This is a genomic window from Brevibacterium sp. (assembly GCF_052105255.1).
Taxonomy (GTDB): Bacteria; Actinomycetota; Actinomycetes; order Actinomycetales; family Brevibacteriaceae; genus Brevibacterium; species Brevibacterium linens_B.
Genome location: NZ_JBQDYQ010000007.1, coordinates 44,763 through 66,769, shown reverse-complemented (window position 1 = coordinate 66,769; position 22,007 = coordinate 44,763). Strand labels below are relative to the sequence as shown.

Sequence of the window (22,007 nt, the reverse complement as noted above, 5' to 3'; positions counted from 1 at the left end):
CTCTGTTGTCTCCGCGCGGTCCATACTGGTTGTGGACCACACTCGATCGGAAAGGGCCGACCGTCATGCAGCTATTCACCGGGATCAGCGAATTGGTCGTCAACGACCTCGACAGCCTCGGCGAACTCGATGTCGTCACAGATGCCGCTCTGCTCGTCGAAGACGGCCGGATCATCTGGTCGGGGTCGTCCGCACAGGCGGACACGGCGGTGCAGAACTACCTCGGCGAGGCGATCGCACACGACGTCAACGACGATGACATCGTCAATGGGGAAGTCACCTCGGCGAATGAATTGGGCGGACTCGAGACGATCGACCTCGATGGGAAGGCCGTCATCCCGGGCTTCGTCGACAGCCACAATCACCTCATCTTCGCCGGTGATCGGTCCGAGGAATTCGCGGCGCGGATGGCCGGGCAGAAGTACTCGGCCGGGGGCATCGCCACCACCGTGGCCGCCACCCGCGCAGCGACGGAATCCGAACTCGAGGCGAACCTCGTCCACCTGCTCGATCAGGCCAGGCGGCAGGGAACGACGACGTTCGAGATCAAGTCCGGCTACGGGCTGACCGTGCCCGACGAGATCCAGGCCCTCGACATCATCAACCGGCACACCGAGGAATCGACCCTCATCGCCGCGCACGTCGTCCCGCCTGAATTCAAAGAGAATCCGGAAGGCTACGTCGACCTCGTCATCGACGAGATCATCCCTGCGGCCGGGGGCAAGGCGAAGTGGATCGATGTGTTCTGCGAAACCGGTGCCTTCACCGAAGCCCAGACCCGGCGCATCATCGATGCCGGCAAAGCTGCGGGCATGATTCCGCGCCTGCACGCCAACCAGCTCACCGAGGGTGGGGCGCTCAAGCTCGGTGCGGAACTCGGCTGCGCTTCCGTCGACCACGCGACCTTCGCCTCCGATGAGGACCTCAAGATCCTCGCCGAGGCGGGCACCGTCGTCACACTGCTGCCGAGCATCGAATTCTCCACCCGCCAGCCCTACCCGGACGCCCGCCGCTACGTCGACGCGGGAGTCTCGTTGGCGATCGCCAGCGACTGCAATCCCGGCTCCGGGTTCTCCAACAGCATGCCCTTCGTCATCGCCATCGGCGTTCGCGACATGCACTTCACCGTCGAACAGGCAGTGTGGGCGGCGACAGCCGGCGGAGCCAACGCCCTGCAGCGCACCGATGTCGGCCACCTCGGAGCGGGAGCCCGCGCCGACCTGGCCATCCTCGACGCACCCAGCTACCGCCACCTGGCCTACCGGCCGGGTGTCCAGCTGGTCGAGAGGGTCTACTCCGGCGGTGAGCTCATCGTCGACAACCGATCCCGCGACTGAACTTCATCCACGACGAACACAAGGAAAGGCTCTTCATGACCACATTCATCGACCTCGACCCCGACACACTCACCTTCGCCGAGGTGGTCGACGTCGCCCGCCACGACGCGAAGGTCTCCCTGTCCGAGGCCACTCTGGCCCGGGTGAACAAGTACCGCGAGGCCATCGACGCCCTCGCCCAGGCAGACAAGCCCGTCTACGGAGTCTCGACCGGATTCGGGGCACTCGCGCAGCGCCACATCCCCGCCGAACAGCGCACCCAGCTGCAGAAATCCCTTATCCGCTCCCACGCCGCCGGCGTCGGCGACCCCGTCGAGCGTGAGGTCGTGCGCGCCCTCATGCTGCTGCGCGCACGGACGCTGGCGACCGGCCGCGCCGGAGTCCGTGCCGAGGTGCTCAAGACCTACGTCGACCTGCTCAACGCCGGCATCACCCCGGTCGTCCACGAGTACGGGTCGCTCGGCTGCTCGGGTGACCTTGCACCCCTGTCCGCCTGCGCACTCGTCGTCATGGGCGAAGGCGTGGCCGAAGGACCCGACGGAGTCGCCGGACCTGCCGATGAGATCCTCGCCGCTGCGGGCATCTCCCCGGTCACCTTGGCTGAGAAGGAGGGCCTGGCGCTGGTCAACGGCACCGACGGCATGCTGGGCATGCTCATCATGGCCCTGACCGACCTGGAGAACCTGCTCACCGCCGTCGACGTGTCCGCGGCCATGAGCATCGAAGGACTCTTCGGCACCGACGCCGTCTTCGCCCCCGAACTCCACTACGCGCTGCGCCCGCACGACGGTCAGGCCGCCTCGGCCGCGAACATGCTCGCCTCGCTCAAGGACTCGGGCATCACCGCCAGCCACCGCGACTCAACCCACCTCGTCCAGGACGCGTATTCGATGCGCTGCGCCCCGCAGGTCAACGGCGCCGCCCGCGACGCCGTCGCCTTCGCCGCCCAGGTCGCCGAACGCGAACTGCGGGCCGCCATCGACAACCCCGTCGTGCTCACCAATGGAACGGTGTCTTCGAACGGCAACTTCCACGGTGCACCGCTGGCCCATGCCTTGGACTTCCTGGCCATCGTCGCCGCCGACGTCGCCTCGATGTCCGAACGCCGCACCGACCGGATGATGGATGTCGCCCGCAACCAGAACCTCACTCCATTCCTCGCCGATGACGCCGGCGTCGATTCGGGACTGATGATCGCCCACTACACGCAGGCGGCCATGGTCTCCGAGGCCAAACGCGGCGCTACCCCGGCCTCGGTCGACTCGATCCCGTCCTCGGCCATGCAGGAAGACCACGTGTCCATGGGGTGGTCGGCCGCACGCAAGCTGCGCAAGGTCATCGACAACCTCGCCTCCGTCGTCGGCATCGAACTCTATGCCGCCTCCCGTGCCTGCGATATGCGCGACGCCGCACCGGCACCGGTGACCGGAGCCGTGATCGCGGCGATCCGTGAGACCGTGCCCGGACCCGGACCCGACCGGTTCCTCTCGCCCGAACTCGCCGAGACCATTGCGAAGGTCAAGGACGGTTCGCTTATCGCCGCCGCCGAGGCGGTTGCACCGCTGACCCACACCGTCACCGCTGCTGCCGGAACCTGGCAGCCGGAAGACGGCGGACCGGCCGTCAACGATCCAGAGTTCACTGCGCTGGGTAACCTCGAAGCCGCCGCCGAAGCTTCGGGCACCTCTGCAGCCACCACCCACCAGGACTGACACGGGGCAGGGGCTTGTCGCCGACCGGACCCGACCGTCGGGCGTATGACGCCAGGGCCGGCCGACTGCAGGACCGACACATCACCGGGCCCGACCGATTTCGAACGGAGTGAACTGTTAATGAGCGATGTCGTCTCGCTGCTGAGCCAGATCGAGGACACCGGCCGCGACACCCGCGGGCCGGGCTACCAGCGGCCCGGATTCTCGGCCACCGAACGGAAGCTGCGTGAGTGGTTCCTAGCCGAGGCGGACCGCCGTGGCCTCGACACGGAGATCGACGCCAACGGAATCACGTGGGCCTGGGCCACCCCGCCTGGTGACAATGCCGTGGTCACCGGTTCCCACCTTGACTCGGTGCCCGGCGGCGGCGAGTTCGACGGTCCTCTCGGTGTCGCCTCGGCGCTGGCGGCCTTCGATGTGCTCAAGGCCTCCGGCGCGCTCGACCAGGCCACCCGGCCCTTCGCTCTGGCAGTGTTCCCCGAAGAAGAAGGCTCACGCTTCGGCGTCGCCTGTCTCGGCTCGCGGCTGCTCACCGGCGCCATCGACGCTGACCGCGCGCTCGGCCTCAAGGACGCCGCCGGTGACACCTTCGCCGACGTCGCCCGTGGCTATGGCCTCGACCCGGATCGGATCGGGCGTGACCAGTCTCGGCTGGCCGGAATCGGTTCCTTCATCGAACTCCATGTCGAACAGGGCATCGGTCTGGCAGGCACCGATCAGGCCGTCGCCATCGGCTCCTCGATCATCGGCCACGGGCGCTGGCACTTCGCCTTCTCCGGTCAGGGCAACCACGCCGGCACGACTCCGATGAGCCATCGCGCCGACCCTGTGGTCGCGGCCTCCCGCGTGATCGGGGACATCCCGACCCTAGCGGCCGCCACTGACGCGAGCGCCGTGGCGACCGTGGGTCGCACCCTCATCCACCCCGGCGGGACGAACGTCATCGCTTCGACCATGAGCTTCTGGCTCGACATCCGCCACCCTGACGATGCCGTCGTCAAGCAGGTGCTCGAGGCGATCAGCCGTCGTGCCCAGGACCATGGCGCTGATTCCGGTGTCGAGGTGACCATCTCGCAGGAGTCCTACTCTCCGACGACTCACTTCACCGCCGGCCTCAACTCGCGCCTGACTTCGGTGCTGCCGGACGCTCCGCTCCTGCCTTCGGGAGCCGGACACGATGCCGGAATCCTCGCACCTCACGTACCGTCGGCGATGCTCTACGTCCGCAACCCGACCGGCGTCTCTCACGCTCCCGAAGAGGCCTGCGAGGTCGACGACCAGAGGGCCGGGGTCGACGCGCTCGTCAACGTGCTCGCCCGCGAACTCGGCATCGAACACGCCGTTGTCGACGGCAGTGTCGGAGGCCCGACGAACGGAGGTGCACGATGAGCACCCGTTACTGGTGCGAATCCGCCTGGGTCGACGGAGCCGTCGCCCGCGGAGTCCTGCTGAGCGCCGACGACACCGGAACGCTCACCGCCGTCGAAACCGGGATCGACACCGCCCCGTCCGACGCCGAGGCGGTGCACGGGTTCATCCTGCCCGGCGGAGTCAACGCACACTCCCATGCCTTCCACCGGATGCTGCGCGGCCGCACCCACGGCGACGGCGGCACTTTCTGGACCTGGCGCGAAGTCATGTACTCCGTCGCCGCGAAACTCGACCCCCAGTCCTACGGGACCGTGGCCCGTGCCGTGTTCGCCGAGATGCTCGCCGGCGGCTACACCTCGGTGGGGGAGTTCCACTACGTCCACCATGCACAGGACGGAACCCCTTACGGCACGGAACGTCCCCGCGGGGACGCGAACGATGACGAACTGCGCGCCCACGCGATGGAACGAGCGCTGGCACGGGCGGCCGCCTCGGCGGGGATCCGCATCCGACTGCTCGACACCTGCTATCTCACCGGGGGCATCGACGCCGAACTCTCGGCCGAACAGTCCCGATTCGGCGACGGCACCATCGACGGGTACATGGACCGTCATGCCGGACTCACCGAAGCTTTCGCCGAGGAGTTCCCTGTCAACGCTCCAGGTGAGAGCTTCGTCCACGTCGGCGCGGCCATCCACTCGATCCGCGCAGTCCCGGCCGCGAACCTGCCGAGGTTCGCCGAACTCACCGGGCCCGTGCACGTGCACCTGTCCGAACAGCCCGCGGAGAACGAGGCCTGCCAGAGTGCGTACGGAGCCAGTCCCACCGAGGTGCTCGGACGTTCCGGAGTCGTCACCGACCGGCTCTCGGCCGTCCACGCTACCCACCTGAGCGAGGAGGACATCGCGATCCTCGGCGGCTCCCGGTCGACGATCGTCATGTGCCCGTGCACCGAGGCGGACCTCGCTGACGGCATCGGACCGGCCCGGGAACTCGCCGACGCCGGAGCTGTGATCTCGCTCGGCTCCGACCAGCACGTCGTCCTCGACGCCCTGCGCGAGACCCAAGGGCTCGAAGCCGGCGAACGCCTGCGCTCCGGTCAGCGCGGCCGATTCTCACCGACCGAACTCATCACGGCACTCACCGAAGGAGGGGCACGCAGCCTCGACCTGCCCGTCGGCGCGCTCGAGGTCGGGAAGGCGTGCGATTTCGTCGCCCTGCGCACCGACAGCATGCGCACCATGGGATCACTGGACGAACAGATCATCCTCACGGCCACCTCGGCGGACGTGTCCGTGACCGTCAGCGGCGGTCGAGTGCGCGTGCGCGACGGCGTGCACGCCGAACTCGGGGACATCTCCGAGCTCTACGCGCAGGCGTTCGCGGCGCTGGAGATGGAAGGCTGAATCGTGGCTGAGGTCGTTGCGGGCAGGCACGCCGGGGTTGCCGGGATCGGAAGTGGTCGCCGTGGCTGAGGTTCCCGCGCTGCGCAGGGCGATCGCGATCCTGCGGCACATGGCGGTGTCGAACCGGGCGATCACGGCCGGCGCGCTGGTCCGGTCCCTCGACATTCCGCGATCGAGCGCCTACGACATCCTCAACGTCCTCGAGGAGCTCGGACTCGTGGCGCGCACTGATTCCGGGTACGTGCTCGGGGCCGGCGTGCACGAGCTCGGGGCGTCCTACCTGCGGACGAACCCGCTGCAGCGGTTGGCGCAGCCGATCGTGCGACAGCTGGCCGAAGACACAGCCGCCACGGCACAGCTCGCGATCATCCGCGGTTGGGAGACCGAGTACGTGCTCAAGGAGCAGTCGCTGAAGTCGGTTGCCGTCATCACCGCCACCGGGGTGCGCATGCCCAGCTACCTCACCGCGACGGGGCGGGCGATCCTCGCGCAGCTGCCGAAGTCCGAGGTGCTCGCGATGTTGCAGTCCGAGACCGGATTCGTCACCCGCACCGGTAAGGGCCCGACCTCGGTCAAGGCCCTCAACGCCGTGCTCGCCCAGGAGAGGCGAGTCGGCTGGGCGATCGAACATGGAGAGGTGACGCCGGGCATCTCGACGATCGCGGCACCGGTGTTCGATGTGCTGGGACGCCCGATCGCCGCCGTCGGACTGTCAGTGTCCGACAGCGTGAAGGCCGCGGGAACGGGGGCGGATAAGGGCGCGGGGAAGGACCTGGATCAGGGGTCTGGGGTGGACTCCGATCCATTGGCGTCGCTGGCCGAGAAGGTCATCGCCACCGCCGCCGAGGTGACCGCGAAGCTGCGGTGAGGCGCGTCCTGTCCGCCGGCAACGAGCGGGCCAATGCCGTCGCCGAGGCGACGCTTGCCGAGGTGCGCATGGCCGAGGGTATGGATTACACGGTGTGAGTTTCCAACGCTGTGAGTCCTCCGTTCTCACTGCCGGCGCAGCAGGGCCGCGACCTCGAGGTGCTTCGTGTGCGGAAACATGTCGAAGATCCGCGCCCGCTCGACGGTATAGCTCGGCATCCGGGCGAGGTCCTTGGCCAGGGAGACGGGATTGCAGCTCGAATACACGATGTGCTCGACACCCGAATCCTCGAGCACAGACGACAGCTTGGCCCCGATCCCGCGCCGAGGGGGGTTGACGACCACGCAGTCCGGCCGTTCATCCGTGGCTAGGTGTTCCTCAGCGCACGAGGCGGGAACGTCGACCAGGGGCGAGGAACCAGCACCACCCAGGTGCTCCTCGGCGAACTCTGTGGCATCGCCGGCGAGGAATCGTGCGTCGATGCCGAGCTCGCTGGCGCTGATCTTCGCGGATTCGATCGCCTGCTCGCTGATCTCGACACCGGTGACGTGGCGGGAGCTGTCTGCACAGTAGAGCGCGAATCCACCGACGCCGCAGTAGAGATCCCACAGGTTCTTGGCCTCCACTGAGTCCACCCATTCGGCGACCTGGTTGTACAGTCCGATGGCCACGGCGGTGTTCGTCTGAAAGAAACTCTGCGGCCGCAGATGCAGATCGACCCGATCAAGATTCATCCGCAGCGATTCCCCGCGGAACATCTCCTCGCGGCTGCCTTCGAGCACGGCCTTGTGCTCCGGCAGCAGATTCACCGACACCACGGACGCAGCTGGGACGAGTTCGAAGAGCGGACCCTTCCGCGACCGCAGCACATCGAGACCATGCTGAGTGCGGACGACGAACCGGATCATCAGCTCACCCGACGGCGCCGCGGTGACATGGACGAACTTCAATTCCCCGCGGCGCGCTACGACATCATAGGGCTCGAGTCCCGTGCCATCGAGGAATTCCGCGAGTACCGGAATCACTGCACGGATCGCGGGGGCCTGAATCCCGCAGTCACGCAGATCGACACCGTGGAACTCCTGATCGAGGATGCCCAAGGTGGCGTGCCCGGCTGACCCTCCGACGGCGAGCTTCGCCCGGTTCCTGAAGTCCCGCACCCCGCCGGCGAAGGTTGGCAGCCATTCACGTGGAGCCGCCTCGGCGAGGGTCTCCCGACACCACGATTCCTTGTCCGTGATCTGCTGCTCGTAGGGCGTTTCGATGAGGGCGCAGGAACGGCATTTCCCGCGCTCGAAATACCCGCAATGCAGGCGCCCATGATCCGCCGAGGCGAGGGAGAGCGGCAAGGTCGTCATCCCGCAATTCTAGTCGGTGATCGGCCCCCGGAATCGTTGACCCGGATCGTCCGGCAGCCGTAGATAATTTCGGACAGTTCGTCGAAAAACGGGGTGAGTGTCGAGAAACGCATGCGCACACGCGTTCTTCGGCGCTCAGCCCGTTTTTCGGCGAAGTCGGGAGAGGCGCGCGCCAGGAAATCAGGCGGCGATGAAGGCGAGGGCGACGAAGGTGCCGAATGAAACGAACGGGGCGATCGCAGCGACTGCGATGGCGATGATGCCGGGTGTTCGGCCCCGCCCGGTGACCGCGGCCGTGATGCCGAGGATGATGCCTGTGAGACCTAAGCAGGTGCACAGGCCCTGGACTCCGACGAGAACGGTCGCCAGGGTCTGATACCAATCCGGTGTGTCCGTGAAGTAGTAGCCGGACGCGGCCTCGGACGGCCCGACGGTCACGCCCAAGATCACCGAGGCGGCCAGGCTCAGGGCCATGGCGACGATCGAGAGCGCCACGGCCACCTTGCCCAGCGCCGGCGACTTCACCGAGGCGGCGCCATCCATTCGTGTGTTGACGCCGTTGTGCGCATCAGCCAGATCGTCGGGCCGCGGCGAGGCATAGACGGGATGGACGGGAGGGGCGGGGACTCGGGGCTGCTGTGCCGCGAGCTCATCGTCGGTGGGCTGGGGGTACGAGAAGTCCGTCGAAGTCATGCTTCGACGCTATCGTCGCAGAAAGGCGGCGCCCCACCCTGCTATCCCAAGAGTGGGGTCGGGAAAACCACCCTGCAGGCAGCGCGAGTCAGGGCTTGCGGGCGACGATGAGGAACCTCTTCTGCGTGACCGTGATCGGCTCACTCGACTCGGCCAAGCGTCTGAGGACATCGAGGTTGGACTTGACGGTGAACCCGGGGACATCCCACGGAATGTAGGCGAGGTACTCGATGACCGCCTCGACGTCGGTGAAGCGCATCGTCCCCTGCCATTTGCGAGCCGCCTCGATCGACAGGCCCTGACTCTCGGCATCGCTGAGGCACGGTTCGAGCTGTTGGCGCAGATCGCCCACCCCGCCGCCGAAGAAATCGCGGAACTCCTGCGCCTCCGTGCCGTCGACCTGCTGGGTGAGAAACAGCCCGCCCGGGGAGAGGGCACGGGCCACCTCGGCGAGGTCATAGCTTTCGTGTCGATTCATCACGAGGTCGAACTCACCGTCGCCCCACGGCATCTCCGGATGATGATCACTGTCGTACCGGGTGACCTCGACGCCATAGTCCTGCAGCGTCGAGGCGGCCAGGGGAACATTGGGCTCCCACCCTTCGGCCGCGGAGATCGTCGGCGACGGTTCGCCGGGAGGCCTGGCCTCGTCGAGCCGATCGATGAGTTCGCTGAGGCGCTCGCCGCCTCCCGTTCCCATGTCGAGGCATCTGCTCGACTCGGCCATCGCATCGAGGCAGATCTGATCGAAGTTCCACGGCGGATCATCGGCGACGAGGTGGCCGGCCAGTGGGGAGAAATCCCACCCGGTCATCGCCGCCGTCTCATGGATCCAGGCCCATCGCTCGTGGCGTTCATGGGGAGTCTCGTCGCGCGTGCGACTGCTGTCGGCATATTCGGGCATGTCCACACTCCTCTGCCGGGTGGCTCGGCACCATCACCGAGCAGTTCTGCAACTCTGCCGGACGGCTGGGCGCCGCAGGGGCGCGGGTGCCGTACTTCGACTCTAGGCCAAAACAGGATCGAGGAGCGGGATATGGCGAAGAATTCTCCGGACTGAGGCATGGGCTATTCAGAGGAAGCAGAACACGAGCACCGCGATGCAGACGACGAGCATTCCCAGGCAATTGAGCCAGAAATCCCGACCGACATACCTCGCTCGCAGGTGAGCGGCAGCGGCGCAGAGGAAGTAGACGACGAGGCCCGCCGCGGCCGCCGCGCCGAGCCCGGGAATCCAGATCCCCGTCACCAGTCCTGCCGCGGCGAGGAACTTCACGACGGCGAGTACCCACCACCACTCCCGCGGGAAGCCGACGCCGTCGAGGCAGGCGGCGATCGCCCGCGGGGGACGGAAGGTGAGCAGGGCGTCGCCGAAGACGATGACCGCGAGGACGACGACCGGCCTGACCGGTTCGGGCAGGAGCGTCACAGCGAGCTCCTCACCCGCGTGTGGAAGACGATGCTCGCGAGCATCGGCTCGACGGCGTCGTCAAGACTCATCGTCGTCGCCGCCCACCGGAACAGGATGCCCAGGTAGGAGTCGTAGAGTGCCGCGGCACTGGCCCGCGCGTGGTCCTCATTGATCCCGATCGAGACCAGTGACTCGCTCAGGCGACTCTGCAGGTCCACGGCGAGAGCGTTGAACACCTCCGGCTCGCCCTTGACTCGCATCATCGCCGCCGCATAGTCGCGGGACAGGTCCTCGTGTTCGGCGAAGAATTCGAGGAAGGGCAGGAAGAGTTCGAGCAGGTGACGCTGCACCGCCGAGGATGGTCGGGGCGGTCCCGTTGTCGCGCCGGTGTCCGTTCCCCGACGGGACAGGCTCGCTCGTCGCGTTGGTGGTGTGTACGTCCCGTTCTGCAGCTGCCCGATCCACCGATCGAAGCATCGGACGAGGATGACGTCCTTGTCACCGACCGACATCACTCGGCCCACCGACACCTCGGCGGCCCTGGCGATCGCCCGGATGGTCGTGGCCTTGAAGTCATGCTTGAGGAACAGTTCGGCGGCGGCACCGATGATCCGATCCTCGGTCTTCTGGCGCTTTCCCGACCTCGATTGAACGTGTTCACTGACCATGCTCGAACCTTAAGCCCTTCCGTGTTCACTTTCCAGACCAAGTGTCGTGTTGTCTTCGGCAGGAAAGTTAATGTACCTTAACTTCATGAACGTCGATCCCTCAGCATCGGTGCGCACCCGCGAGCGTGGACTGAAGAAGCATGGCCGGAAGAAGATCTCCACTGCAGTCCTCCTCGGCCCTGCTTTCGTCGCGGCCATCGCGTATGTCGATCCGGGCAACGTCGCGGCCAACCTCACCGCCGGTGCGGAGTACGGGTACCTGCTCGTGTGGGTGCTCGTGGCAGCGAACCTCGTCGCCGTTCTCGTCCAATACCTGTCCTCGAAGCTCGGACTCGTCTCCGGGCAGTCGCTGTCGAGCCTCCTCGGTGATCGCCTTCGCAGGCGGTCTCGCCTCGCATACTGGGGGCAGGCCGAGATCGTCGCCATCGCCACCGATCTCGCCGAAGTCATCGGCGGGGCGATCGCACTGAAGATCCTCTTCGATCTGCCGCTCCTGCTCGGCGGGGTCATCGTCGGGGTGGTGTCGCTGTTCCTGCTGTCGATCCAATCCACCCGCGGTCAGCGTCCCTTCGAGTTCGTCATCATCGCCTTCCTGGTCATCATCGCCATCGGCTTTCTAGCAGGCCTGTTCGTCGGGGGTGTGAATTGGGGGCAAGCCGCAGGTGGAATCGTGCCACGGCTCGAGGGCACGAACTCCGTGGTCCTGGCCGCGAGCATGCTCGGCGCCACCGTCATGCCCCATGCGATCTACCTCCACTCGGCGCTCTCGGTCGACCGTCACCGGGACAATGCGACCACCTCGATCGGGCAGCTGCTGCGCGCCAGCCGCTGGGACGTCGTGCTCTCCCTCGTCATCGCCGGGTCCGTGAATATCGCCATGCTGCTGCTGGCCGCCGCGGCGCTGCGCGGGCAGACCGGCACCGACACCATCGAAGGAGCGCACGCGGTCGTCACGGCCAACCTCGGCGAGGTCGTCGGCCTCTTCTTCGGCATCGGACTGCTGGCCTCGGGGTTGGCCTCGAGCGCCGTCGGCTCCTATGCGGGCGCCTCGATCATGCAGGGTCTGCTGCGCGTGCACATTCCGATCGTGTGGCAGCGCGCGTTCACGATGATCCCGGCGCTCATCGTCCTCGCCATCGGCGTCGACCCGACCTGGGCGCTCGTGCTCAGCCAGGTCGTGCTCAGCCTCGGCATCCCATTTGCGATGATTCCCCTGGTCAGGCTCACGAGCAGCCGCCGGGTGATGGGCGAATTCGCGAACTCCCGGTGGATCACGGTCATCGCCGCGGCCGCCTCGGCGCTCATCATCGCCCTCAACGTCGTTCTCATCGTCCTGCTCGCCCTCGGTCTGGACTGACCGTCGCCGAGGCGGGTCGTCGGTCGGGGAAGAATCCCTGCGGTGATTCCCTGGGAAGCGGACATCGTCGGTCGGTTCAGTCGGGGGTGACGGTCACGCGTTCCCGGGCGGACTCAGCCCTGACGCAGGTCTATCGGCCGGACGAGGACGCGCGGGTCCGAGCGCACCCACCACGGCTTCGGTTCTCCGGCAGCGGCGGCCTCACGGCGTTCGGCGCGGGTGGCATAGCGGTAGGTGAAGACGCGGACGCGGACGAGCTCAGGCGCGGCACCGTCGAAGGGATCGGGGCCCATGAGGCGGCGGATCTGAGCATCGCCGGAGCCGATCGCGCGCAGCAGCTCGGCGAACCACGTTTGCCGGTAGTCACCGAGAGCGGCGAACCACATGAGCCAATCGAGGCGCAGATGATAGGGCGCGACGACCGGCCCGCGACGAAGAACGTCACCGGGCTTGCCTTTGAACCGATACTCGCGCCAGCGCTCGCCGTCCCACCCTTCGATGATGATCTCGTTGCGGGTCTCGGTCATCGATCCGAAAGCGCCATAGGCATTGCCGAGCCCGAGCCGATTGAAGCTCGCGTTCATCAGCTGACCAGAAGAGAAGAGATTGCGCAGCGCCGGCACGTTCAGCCAGGCCTGCCACGCGACGAACACGAGGACGATGATCAGCCACCACACGGGCATCGGCTGAGAGGGATCGGCGCCCACCGACGAACCGGCCGCCTCGGTGGTGGGATCGGTGAATATTCCGACGACGGAATTCCATCCCCAGTCTGGGAACGGGCCGCCGACGATCCAGCGGAAGAACGTATCGCTGATGCCCGAGCAGGCGAGCAGGATCGTTGCCCAGTTCAGCCACGCATAGTTGCCGCTGATGACGAGCGCGAGTTGGGTGATGATGATGGCCACGGCGGCGAACGACGCGATCGGCTGGGGCATGAACAGAAGCCACGGCGCGGCGAGCTGGACGATATGGCTGCCCAGGGTCTCGCCCTTGTGCCACCAGCCGGGCATGAGGTGCGCGCGGCGGGAGAGCGGGTTCGGCATCGGCTGGGTCTGATGGTGGTAGTCCATGGCGGTGAGGTCGCGCCAGGCTGAGTCCCCGCGCATCTTGATCATTCCGGCTCCGAATTCGACGCGGATGACGAACCAGCGCAGCAGCAGGATCATCGCCCACGTCGGGGCCACCTCGTGGGAGCCGAGGAAGCCGACGAGGAATCCGGCCTCGAGCAGCAGCGATTCCCAGCCGAAGCCGTAGAAGCGCTGCCCGATCGACACGATCGAGAAGTACAGCGCCCACATGCCTAAGAACACCGGGATCGGCACCCATGCGGGACCGGCCTGGGGCAGCCCGATGATCGCCGAGGCGGCCAGAACCATTCCGGCCACGCAGACCAAGCGCAGCCGTCGGTCCGAATACACAAACCGCTTCCAGCGGAAGATCGTCGGCGCCTGTCGGGCCGAGGTCAGAGCGATGAATCGTGGAGCAGGGGTGAGTCCCCGTTCGCCCAGCAGTGCCGGGAACTGGTTGAACGCGGAAGCGAAGGCGATGAGGAAGAGCAGCGCGATACCGCGTTGGATGATCTCGCGGGAGATCGTGTAGTCGCCAGCGGTGAGCAGAGCGACCACCTGGCTGAGGTCCATGGCTTAAGTATCCTCCTCCTGCGGAAGATGTCCGGTCGTGGCCAGAGAGGTCAGTGCTTCGGCGAACTTGTCTGCGGCCGTCGGGTCTCCGCCGACGAGCTCCATGTCAGGGCGGCCTCTGAAATGCACCGAGGTGGTGTGCCCGGCCGGCCGGAACTCAGTGCTGGCGCCGCGCAGCTGTCCGGGGTGAGCCTGGTCGAGAATGCGTGTTTGTCCCGGTCGGGCGGATCCGGCTCCGGGGCCGGCAGGTGCGGCCAGGAGGAGTCGCTGGTTCGTGGCGGCGAGAATCTGTCCGGCCGGGTTCTCTCTGTCGGCGAAGTGGAGCATGAGGTTCTCGCCCGGGGCGAGCGTCATCAGCAGAGACTGCATTCGAGCCTCGTGGGCCGCATCGATCCGGCTGGTGACGAGCGCTCGGGCAACGGCGAACAGGCGGGCCGGGATGAGGGCGACCGTGGTGATGAGGCGATCGAGGCGAAGACGGCGAACCCGATCCCGAACACGAGCGCACTGCTTCGGGAGTGTCTGTCCCTATTCATACCTCTATCCTGGCAGGAACGCAGCGAGCATGGGGCGCGAAGATGTTTCGGATCCGTTGCGTCGGAATGAATGCAGAAGGAGCGGTGACCGTATCGGTCACCGCTCCTTCTGCGCCCACCCCGTCACCGAGGCGGTTGTGCACGGGTGGGCACGGCCGCCTCGGCGCGGGGCATGGTTCAGTGCTTCGGCTCTTCGAGCTCCTCGACCTCACCCGCCGAGGTGGGCACCGCCGGAATCGAATCCGTGGTCGGCGGTGTGGGAGGGGTGACGACCGACTGGTAGGAGTGCTCGTGCGAATAGGCGAGGAACGACAGGTGGTTCTCGTACCGGTCGAGCACGTCGTCGATGATCTGCTGCGAGCTCAAGCCCATGAGGTCGTAGCCTTCCGAACCGGTCTGCGTGAAGACCTCGATGCGCAGGTATTTGTCGTCGCCGCGCGGGGCGTTGCGGGCACCGAACGACGGCACATTCGCTTCGACGGCCGCAGCCTCATAGTGGAAGTCGCGCTGCTCGCCCATGTCGACATTGAGCGTGTTCGTCGTGATGCCGGTGTCCTCGTCGAGGGTCTGGAGGTGCTCGACGGTGTAGCCGAGTTCGCGGAACTCCGTGGCCACGGCATCCAGGGACGGTCCGACCACCTCGGCGACGAAGCGTTCGACGGACTTCTTCGTCGGATAGGACCGCAGAGTCGCCAAACGCTGACGCCAGGTCTTCTCCGGGGCACGCCCGCCGTGAGCGGCAGTGGCGCGGCGACGACGGATCCGTCCCTCACGCTCGGCGCGCTCCATGCGCAGCACCTTCGAGAACGAGGCCATGACCAGGTAGGCGATGATCGTCACCGGCAGAGCGAAGATCAGGGTCGCGTACTCCATCGTCGTCACACCGCCGGCGACGAGCATGGCGATCGTGAGCACTGCGGTCACCAGCGCCCAGAAGATGCGCAGCCACTTCTTGCCGTCCTCTTCCGGATTGGGGATCGAGGAGGAGAAGTTCGACATCACCATGGCACCGGAGTTCGCGCTCGTGAGGTAGAACAGCAGACCCGACAGCGTGGCCAGCCCGATGAGGAACGTCGCCCCCGGGAACATCTCGAGCAGGTCGTACCAGCCCTGTTCCGGGGAGGCGATGGCTGTCTGTGCGAACTCGTCGTTGCCGTTGAACACCTCGGACAGGGCGGAGTTGCCGAAGATCGTGACGATGATGAAGTCACAGAGGACGGGCGCGGTGATCGCGGCGATGACGAACTCACGCAGGGTGCGGCCGCGGGAGATGCGCGCCAGGAACAGACCGACGAACGGACCCCAGGCGAGCCAGAAGGCCCAGAAGAACAGGGTCCAGCCGCCCATCCACTCGGAACCGCCGTCGACGTAGGCGAACGTCGACAGAGTGCGTTCGGGAAGGGTGAAGATGAACCGGCCGATGTTCTCGACCATGGCGTTGAGCAGGAAGGCCGTCTTGCCGGTGACGAGGATGTAGAGCATCATCGCCGCGCACGACCAGAGGTTGAGCTCCGAGACGAGTCGGATGCCCTTGTCCACGCCCGAGGTGCAGGCGGCGACAGTCATGACCACGGCCACGATGACCAGCGCGATCTGCAGGGCCAGGCCCTGTTCGAGGCCGAAGAGGGTGGCGAATCCGACGTTGAGCAGGACGACGCCGATGCCCATCGAGGTGGCCACTCCGAAGACGGTGCCGACGAGGGCGAAGATGTCGATGACGTCACCGGTGGTTCCGCGCACGCGCTTGCCCAGCAGCGGGTAGAGGACCGCGCGGATCGACAGGGGCATGCCCCAGCGGTAGGCGAAGTACCCCATCGCCATGCCCAGCAGCGAATACATCGACCAACCGGCGATGCCGTAGTGGAACATCGTCCACACCACGGCATCCTGGGCGGCCGCCGCCGATTCGGGCGAGGCGTTGACGGGGTTGAGGTACTGGGTGATCGGTCCGGTCACCGAGTAGAAGAGCATGTCGATGCCCACGCCCGCGGCGAAGAGCATGGCGACCCAGGTGAAGAGGTTGTACTGCGGGCGGGAGTGGTCGGGGCCCAGGCGGACCGAACCTTCCTTCGACAGTGCGACCCAGAGGACGAAGCCGATGACCGCGGTGACGGTGACGACATAGAACCAGCCGAGGTTCTCCGCGATCCAGTCGACAACGGTCTTCATCGTCGACTGCGCCGCAGCCGGCATGGCCATCGCCCACACGGAGAACGCGAGGATGATGAGGGAGGCGACGATGAAGACTCGCCAGTTGACCCGGGAGCCGCGTTCGTCGGAGAGCTCCTCAGGGCCTTTGCTCATCTCCGTGCTGTCGATCGGAGCGCGCTTCTCGGGGTCGATGTCCCTGCCGGTTCTTCTCGCCCGGTCGGTGCCGCCGAATCGCTCACGTTCGACGACTGGGCGCTTCAACTTCTCTTCGTTCGGATCCTGCACGCATCGACCTCCGGTAGACGAAAAGGGACTGGGCCCGAAAATGGGCCCGATCCATTCTACGAGTGGAGGTTTCTCACAAATTCAGCACCCCCTCTTCTCAGGAAGCAGACCAAGGGGCAGGGATACCAGGATCAGGCCCGTGAGCGGGCGGGGAACGGGGCTGCTCAGGTTCGGGAGACGGCGCTCAAGTCCGTGAGCGGGCGGCCACCTCGGTGAAGGTGTCGACGAAGCGCTGCGCCTCGGCGGGGGTGGTCTCCTCCAACCGCATCGACGATCCGACGTGCAGCTCGACGGTCACGGTCGCCCGTCCACGGGATTCTTCGGCACGGACGTCAGCTGCCTGCCGAGGCGTCGCTTCCGAGAGTTGGGCGATGGAACCCTGAGCGTCGGTGCGCACCCGCATGATCCGCACGTTGGTGAGGATGAGCAGATCGGCGTCGAACGGCGGCAGGCTCCGCAGCCGCGCGTATTCGATCTCGCAGGGGCGGAACAGGCCGCGTGCATTGAACCGCTCTGATCGTAGTCGCGGGCTGTCCGGGGCGGTGGACCCCCGCTGGGCTGCTGGGCGAGACTCCGTTCTGCGGGTCCTCGCCCAGCGGCGGAACGCACGGAACGGGAACCAGCCGCCCTCTGCGAGTGAGGGGCCGTCGGGGACGGCGGGGCGCACCGACTCCGGTCGGTCGGCGTCGTCGGCTGGGTGAACCGAGTCGGAGGGGACGGAATGGGAGGTCATGAATGTGATTCTGGCAGGGCCGCCTCGGCGATGGGGTGGGTCGGTCGTAATCGTTTGGGAACATCTGTGCCCGATCGCTCACTTCGGGTGAAGTGCCGGAGCCGGTGCGACGCGTCCATGGAATACTGGGCGCATGCGTGCAGGTGAAGTCTCCGAGGTCAGTCAGGACTACCTCAAGGCCATCTGGTCGGCCCAGGAATGGGGCGGGGACCCGATGACGGCCACCGAGCTTGCGAACCGATTCGGAACGACGAAGGCCAATGTCACCGAGGTGCTCAAACGACTCGACGAACTCGGTCTCATCACTCGCGTGCCCTACCGTCCGCCCGTGCTCACCGAGCAGGGCGAGGCGATCGCCCTGTCGATGGTGCGCAGGCACCGGCTCATCGAGACGTTCCTCGTGAAGTCGCTCGGGTACGGCTGGGACGAGGTCCACGACGAGGCCGAGATCCTCGAGCATGCCGCCTCGGATCGGCTCATCGACCGCATCGACGCATTCCTCGGCCACCCGACGTCTGACCCGCACGGCGACCCTATCCCGGGTGCCGATGGTGCCGTCGATTCCCATACTCCGACCCTCCTCGCCGAGGCGGCTGCCGGGTCCTATGCGGTGCTGAGGGTCTCCGACGCCGATCCTGTTGTTCTCGGCAAGCTCGCCGAGGCGGGTGTGCTTCCCGATGTCGCGCTCGACGTCGTCGATCGCACCGATGACGCGGTAACCGTGGACATCGGCGGGAGGCGGGAGACGATCGCTGCCGCGCTCGCCGCGGCCGTGTATCTGGAGGCGGCCGCGGCGAGGTGACGGGCGGACCGGGGGTGACGGGCGGGACCGGGCTCTCGCCTTCGCTGTGCGGGGTCAGGCACTCTCGCCTTCGCCGCGCTGAGTCAGGCACTCTCGCCTTCGCCGCGTGTGCGCGGGCGGGGGAACTTCGGTTCGGCACGCAGCAGGGTCAGCGCTGTGGCTGCGTGGGCGTCGAAGCCTTCGGAGAGGAAGAGCTTCGGCCAGTCGCCCCAGAGCTCTGATTCATACGGGGTGCCGGGCAGGTAGGTTCCGTGCGTGTTGCGTCGATGCCACGGGTGGGACCGGAATGCCGTCTTGGGAATGGTTCGCAGCGTTTCGAACAGGGTCTGATAGAGCACCGGTGTGAAGCCATCACTGCGCGCGGCATCGGCCGTGCTCACCCAACCCGGTCCGGCAATCGGAATGCCCCGTTTGAGCGCCGAGCTCATCTGGGCTTTGATGCCGGCACGCTGCGGGTCGGGGGAGTGGTGGAGGAGCACCTTCGACCAGTGCAGGGCCTCGTCGGGGTCGAAACCCGGCCACTGTTCAGCGGCCCTGCGACGGTTCTCGGCGTCGTTGTGGGAATCGGCGGAGTCGTTGTCGAAGTCTGCGGACATGGCACACCGTCCTTCTCGGGCGCGCTTCGGCAGCGCTGACCCGGATCGAAGCTTGCCCAGGCTGGCTGCCCGGGCCCGTTCTTCCCCTGGGGCACCCGGTCGATGACGGGTTGCCGTGTGGCCGGCCAGGTACCGATGGCCACAACTCGCGAACGTGATTTCAGTGTAGCGGGGGAGTCTGACACAGGCAGCGGAGGCTGAGCCCGATCTGCGGCTGTGCAGGGTCTCCTCGGTCCTCACTGGCCGAAGAGCCACTGAGAGAGCTCACCGGTGAACGACATCGTCATCAACCAGGGAAAGCCGAAGATCACTGTGGCGAAGAGTACCGTGACCCCCAGCGACGACCAGGCGAAGCGGGTATCGAGTGCTTCGAACTCCGACGCTCGTGCGATGACGCGCTTCTTTGTCGTCGCACCGTGCTGAAATCCGAGATACGAACTCCACGCGAAGGCTGTCGATACTGCCGACCATGCCCAAATCAGTGCGAAGATCATCGCGCCGAGCGCAAATGTCCCGACCAGCGCCAACTGTGGTTCTGAGAAGAACATCTTGAACGCAGGAACAGTTGTTCGCGATCCGGCCCATGGGACGACGCCCGCGTCGAGTGCCGTCGGCTCGGTCAGTTCTTCCAGGTGGGTTCTCACATCGGCCATGGAGTATCCGCCCCATGTTCTGCCCAGCGCTGACCACGATGCCGCGAGCAGAAGCACGATGCCGCTGAGGATCCGTGCGCTGGCCGCCAGAGACTGGGCCGCGAAGAGTTCTGCCTTGTACGTGCGGTAGATGAGGACGACGAGGATCGCCGCCAGCGCAATGCTGACTCCGATGGCGAATCCGACGGCTGCCTCGTACCCACGGCTGTAGACCGCGGTGAGAGTGAACATGGCGAGACCGAGCACCACGGCCCACGGGCGATTGTCCGGGGCCGTCTGCGTCGTGCCGGTGGACGTCGCAGAGGACTGGATGTTCTGGTGGATCGTCTGGTGGGTCGTCAGAACCACATTGTGCTGTGTCGGATTGATCGGGCCGGTGCTGTTGGGGGCATAGACCTGCTGACCATTGCTGTTCCTCACCGAGGTCCGGCTGCTTCCCGTCCACAGTGAAGGGCGGGTCCCGATCGGGATGGCCGCGACGATGAGTGCGCCGAGGACTGCTGAAATGGTGCTGATGGCGATGTCCGACAGTGCGGTGAGCATATCGATCCCTTTCTTGTACTTGGCCGCCGACCGCCGGTGGCGGCCCTGTTCGCCGGCTGCGGATCAGTCGGTCGTCAGACTCCACTCGCCATCGGCGTTGACGGTGATGAACGATGGACCTGCCGACAAGGGGACAGTGCCTTCGTACGTGCCGATCTCGTTGATGAGCAGCCCCATGGAGAACTCGTCGGTATCTTCGTAGACGACGAAGTTCGAGTCGCCGTTATGGGTGGCTGTCAGCTGAGTCGGCGCTCCGGTGTAGAGGAACGTCGCGTCTCCTGAGCCGGTCGGTTCGAGTTCCGGTGCTGCGGAGATCGGTTCGATCGTGATGTCCCAATTGCCGTCGGACGTGATCTGGAGAGAAGAAGACTCTCCGAAGGAGTTGATTCCATAGGCCGTTGTGCCTTCGTAGGAACCGATTTCATTGACGAGGAGGTCTCCGGTCGACTGGTTGGAGTCGTCGAGGACGTCAAGGACGAAGTTGCCGCTGCCCGTATTGTTCGCAGTGACGAGCCCTGCGGTCGCGTCGGAAGGAAGCGTGATGATCGAGTCGCCGGTTCCGTTTTCGCTGACGGTGGTGAATGCTCCGTACTTATCGTCTGCCCAGGATGCGGCGTCGACTTCGTCTGCCGGGGACTCTGTCGTGGGCTCCTCGACCGCCGGCTCTGCGGTTTCAGGCGCCTCTTCCGCAGGTGACTCTTGCGCCGGCGTGTCCTTACTGGGCGACGTCTCCTCGGAACGCTGGTCTTCCGCGACGGCCGGCCCGGAGACGTCTTCGGCACCGCTGGATCCGGCAATGCTGCTCCCGACGATGCCGACTGCAACGAAGCCGGCAGTGACCGCGAACGCCACAGTGCGATGCTGCCGGTATCCTGCTAGGGGTCTCCTGGACTTGTCAGTCGCCTTGCCGGCGAGGACGACGATGACGTCGACCAGCCACCAGATGCCGAATCCCGCGAGCGTCACCAGTTTGAGAATGCCGGTGCCGACCTTGCCGAGGTAGAAGCGGTCGACTCCGAAGAAGCCGAGGAACCACGCAAAGAGCCAGGTCAGGACGAAGCTTTTGGCTGATTCCTGCGGCAGGTTGTTGTTCGAAGTGGCGAATCGGGTGGTCTGTTCGTGTGGGTTGTGGGACATGATTCTCCTTTGGTGTGTATAGCGGTGTGATGTGAATGGCGGTGATGGGCGGTTGGGGCGCCTCGGCTGGCCGTGCGCGATGCGCCGACCGGCGAGCGGCGTGCAGGCCACCGACCGGCGGCGGGCAGCGGGCAGTCAGGTGGACTGTTCGCGAAGGGTCACGAATCCGGGACGTACTCGAAGATCGCACCGAGTCCGTCATCGGGGTGGTAGTTCCACGACACTGAGAACGAGTCCCAATCCGCGGTCTGTGTTCCGTCGAGCGCCCGTGTCTGCCCCATCCGGGAGCTCACAGAGTCGGGCATGCCCAGTACGTCGCCGAGGCAGTACACGTCGGCAAGATCTGGGCCGAAGTACATCCCGGCACCGTCGAAGTCGACGCTCAACCTGTCGGCGCTGAGTGTCGCTCCGTCGACCGAGCCGAGCGAGCATGTCTCGTAGCCGTCGGCCATGAGTTCTGCCTGAGCCGCCTGAGCGTCGGCCTCGGCAAGAGAACTGACCCCGACGATTCCCCCGACCGTTCCCGCTCCGAGGAGCAGCCCGATCGCCAGACCGCCGAGCCCGAACCAGATGTGCTTGGTGGACCGCTGCGGTGTCAGAGGCGCTGGGGAGGATGGGGCGCTGTAGGGCTGTGGGTGTTGATGTCCGCCGTCATGGTGCGGAGGCGGATGTGGGAACGAGTTCATTCGGGGCCGTCCTATCGCTGGTCGGGGTGCATCGACCAGCATGGTTCGGCCGGTCGTTGAG

At 66.1% G+C, this 22,007-nt stretch carries 20 protein-coding genes and 1 riboswitch; of the genes, 7 read left to right on the top strand and 13 right to left on the bottom strand.

Going from position 1 to position 22,007, the window contains the following annotated elements; translation table 11 throughout:
- Positions 1-65: 65 nt before the first annotated feature.
- The 5 genes from hutI to ACTIIH_RS04045 all read left to right on the top strand — a co-directional run bounded on the left by hutI (position 66) and on the right by ACTIIH_RS04045 (position 6,694).
- Complete coding sequence (hutI, locus tag ACTIIH_RS04065; protein ID WP_441450624.1) at positions 66-1,337, top strand: imidazolonepropionase; 1,272 nt, start codon at positions 66-68, stop codon at positions 1,335-1,337.
- 35 nt (positions 1,338-1,372) lie between these two features.
- Positions 1,373-3,049: a histidine ammonia-lyase gene (hutH, locus tag ACTIIH_RS04060; RefSeq protein ID WP_441450622.1), complete on the top strand. Its 1,677-nt coding sequence runs from the start codon at positions 1,373-1,375 to the stop codon at positions 3,047-3,049.
- A gap of 120 nt (positions 3,050-3,169) precedes the next feature.
- Positions 3,170-4,438, top strand: coding sequence for an allantoate amidohydrolase (locus ACTIIH_RS04055; protein ID WP_441450620.1), 1,269 nt, complete (start codon positions 3,170-3,172; stop codon positions 4,436-4,438).
- Positions 4,435-5,826 (top strand): formimidoylglutamate deiminase, encoded by a 1,392-nt coding sequence (locus tag ACTIIH_RS04050; RefSeq protein WP_441450618.1) that lies wholly within the window; start codon positions 4,435-4,437, stop codon positions 5,824-5,826. Before ACTIIH_RS04055 ends, ACTIIH_RS04050 begins: the two co-directional genes overlap by 4 nt.
- Before the next feature lie 61 nt (positions 5,827-5,887).
- Positions 5,888-6,694, top strand: a complete 807-nt coding sequence (locus ACTIIH_RS04045) for an IclR family transcriptional regulator (RefSeq protein ID WP_101554827.1) — start codon at positions 5,888-5,890, stop codon at positions 6,692-6,694.
- A 125-nt stretch (positions 6,695-6,819) separates the two neighbouring features.
- Here the strand turns inward: ACTIIH_RS04045 and ACTIIH_RS04040 are convergent, their stop codons facing one another.
- The 5 genes from ACTIIH_RS04040 to ACTIIH_RS04020 form a co-directional block, all read right to left on the bottom strand.
- Entirely contained in the window at positions 6,820-8,052 is a 1,233-nt protein-coding gene (locus tag ACTIIH_RS04040) for a methyltransferase domain-containing protein (RefSeq protein ID WP_441450616.1), read from the bottom strand.
- A 180-nt stretch (positions 8,053-8,232) separates the two neighbouring features.
- On the bottom strand, positions 8,233-8,745 hold the full coding sequence (locus tag ACTIIH_RS04035; protein ID WP_441450614.1) for a hypothetical protein: 513 nt from the start codon (positions 8,743-8,745) through the stop codon (positions 8,233-8,235).
- Between the two features lie 88 nt (positions 8,746-8,833).
- The gene (locus ACTIIH_RS04030; RefSeq protein WP_441450612.1) at positions 8,834-9,649 is read right to left on the bottom strand and encodes a class I SAM-dependent methyltransferase; all 816 of its coding nucleotides are present in this window, start codon (positions 9,647-9,649) and stop codon (positions 8,834-8,836) included.
- A gap of 168 nt (positions 9,650-9,817) precedes the next feature.
- Positions 9,818-10,174 (bottom strand): DoxX family protein, encoded by a 357-nt coding sequence (locus ACTIIH_RS04025; protein WP_441450611.1) that lies wholly within the window; start codon positions 10,172-10,174, stop codon positions 9,818-9,820.
- Positions 10,171-10,824 carry a TetR/AcrR family transcriptional regulator gene (locus ACTIIH_RS04020; protein ID WP_441450609.1) on the bottom strand — a complete coding sequence of 218 codons (654 nt, stop codon included), beginning with the start codon at positions 10,822-10,824 and terminating at the stop codon, positions 10,171-10,173. The genes ACTIIH_RS04025 and ACTIIH_RS04020 overlap by 4 nt, the downstream gene beginning before the upstream one ends.
- A gap of 70 nt (positions 10,825-10,894) precedes the next feature.
- Here ACTIIH_RS04020 and ACTIIH_RS04015 point away from each other — a divergent pair, with 70 nt between their 5' ends.
- Entirely contained in the window at positions 10,895-12,181 is a 1,287-nt protein-coding gene (locus ACTIIH_RS04015; RefSeq protein WP_441450607.1) for an Nramp family divalent metal transporter, read from the top strand.
- A gap of 113 nt (positions 12,182-12,294) precedes the next feature.
- Here the strand turns inward: ACTIIH_RS04015 and ACTIIH_RS04010 are convergent, their stop codons facing one another.
- The 4 genes from ACTIIH_RS04010 to ACTIIH_RS03995 form a co-directional block, all read right to left on the bottom strand.
- A complete protein-coding gene (locus tag ACTIIH_RS04010) occupies positions 12,295-13,824 on the bottom strand; it encodes a lipase maturation factor family protein (RefSeq protein WP_441450605.1) in 1,530 nt (509 codons plus the stop codon).
- A gap of 3 nt (positions 13,825-13,827) precedes the next feature.
- Positions 13,828-14,178 carry a hypothetical protein gene (locus ACTIIH_RS04005; RefSeq protein ID WP_441450604.1) on the bottom strand — a complete coding sequence of 117 codons (351 nt, stop codon included), beginning with the start codon at positions 14,176-14,178 and terminating at the stop codon, positions 13,828-13,830.
- 359 nt (positions 14,179-14,537) lie between these two features.
- Entirely contained in the window at positions 14,538-16,796 is a 2,259-nt protein-coding gene (gene betT, locus ACTIIH_RS04000) for a choline BCCT transporter BetT (protein WP_441450602.1), read from the bottom strand.
- A gap of 184 nt (positions 16,797-16,980) precedes the next feature.
- Positions 16,981-17,529, bottom strand: a complete 549-nt coding sequence (locus ACTIIH_RS03995; protein WP_441450600.1) for a hypothetical protein — start codon at positions 17,527-17,529, stop codon at positions 16,981-16,983.
- 133 nt (positions 17,530-17,662) lie between these two features.
- Between ACTIIH_RS03995 and ACTIIH_RS03990 the strand changes: the two genes are divergently transcribed.
- The gene (locus ACTIIH_RS03990; protein WP_441090602.1) at positions 17,663-18,331 is read left to right on the top strand and encodes a metal-dependent transcriptional regulator; all 669 of its coding nucleotides are present in this window, start codon (positions 17,663-17,665) and stop codon (positions 18,329-18,331) included.
- Between the two features lie 83 nt (positions 18,332-18,414).
- On the opposite strand, the gene ACTIIH_RS03985 is transcribed toward ACTIIH_RS03990, so the two are convergent.
- The 4 genes from ACTIIH_RS03985 to ACTIIH_RS03970 form a co-directional block, all read right to left on the bottom strand.
- Positions 18,415-18,927, bottom strand: a complete 513-nt coding sequence (locus ACTIIH_RS03985) for a hypothetical protein (RefSeq protein ID WP_441450598.1) — start codon at positions 18,925-18,927, stop codon at positions 18,415-18,417.
- 43 nt (positions 18,928-18,970) lie between these two features.
- Positions 18,971-19,081, bottom strand: a riboswitch (SAM riboswitch).
- 82 nt (positions 19,082-19,163) lie between these two features.
- Positions 19,164-20,123 (bottom strand): hypothetical protein, encoded by a 960-nt coding sequence (locus tag ACTIIH_RS03980; RefSeq protein ID WP_441450597.1) that lies wholly within the window; start codon positions 20,121-20,123, stop codon positions 19,164-19,166.
- 63 nt (positions 20,124-20,186) lie between these two features.
- Positions 20,187-21,260, bottom strand: a complete 1,074-nt coding sequence (locus ACTIIH_RS03975; RefSeq protein ID WP_441450595.1) for an NINE protein — start codon at positions 21,258-21,260, stop codon at positions 20,187-20,189.
- 158 nt (positions 21,261-21,418) lie between these two features.
- Entirely contained in the window at positions 21,419-21,946 is a 528-nt protein-coding gene (locus tag ACTIIH_RS03970) for a hypothetical protein (RefSeq protein ID WP_441450593.1), read from the bottom strand.
- Positions 21,947-22,007: the final 61 nt, after the last annotated feature.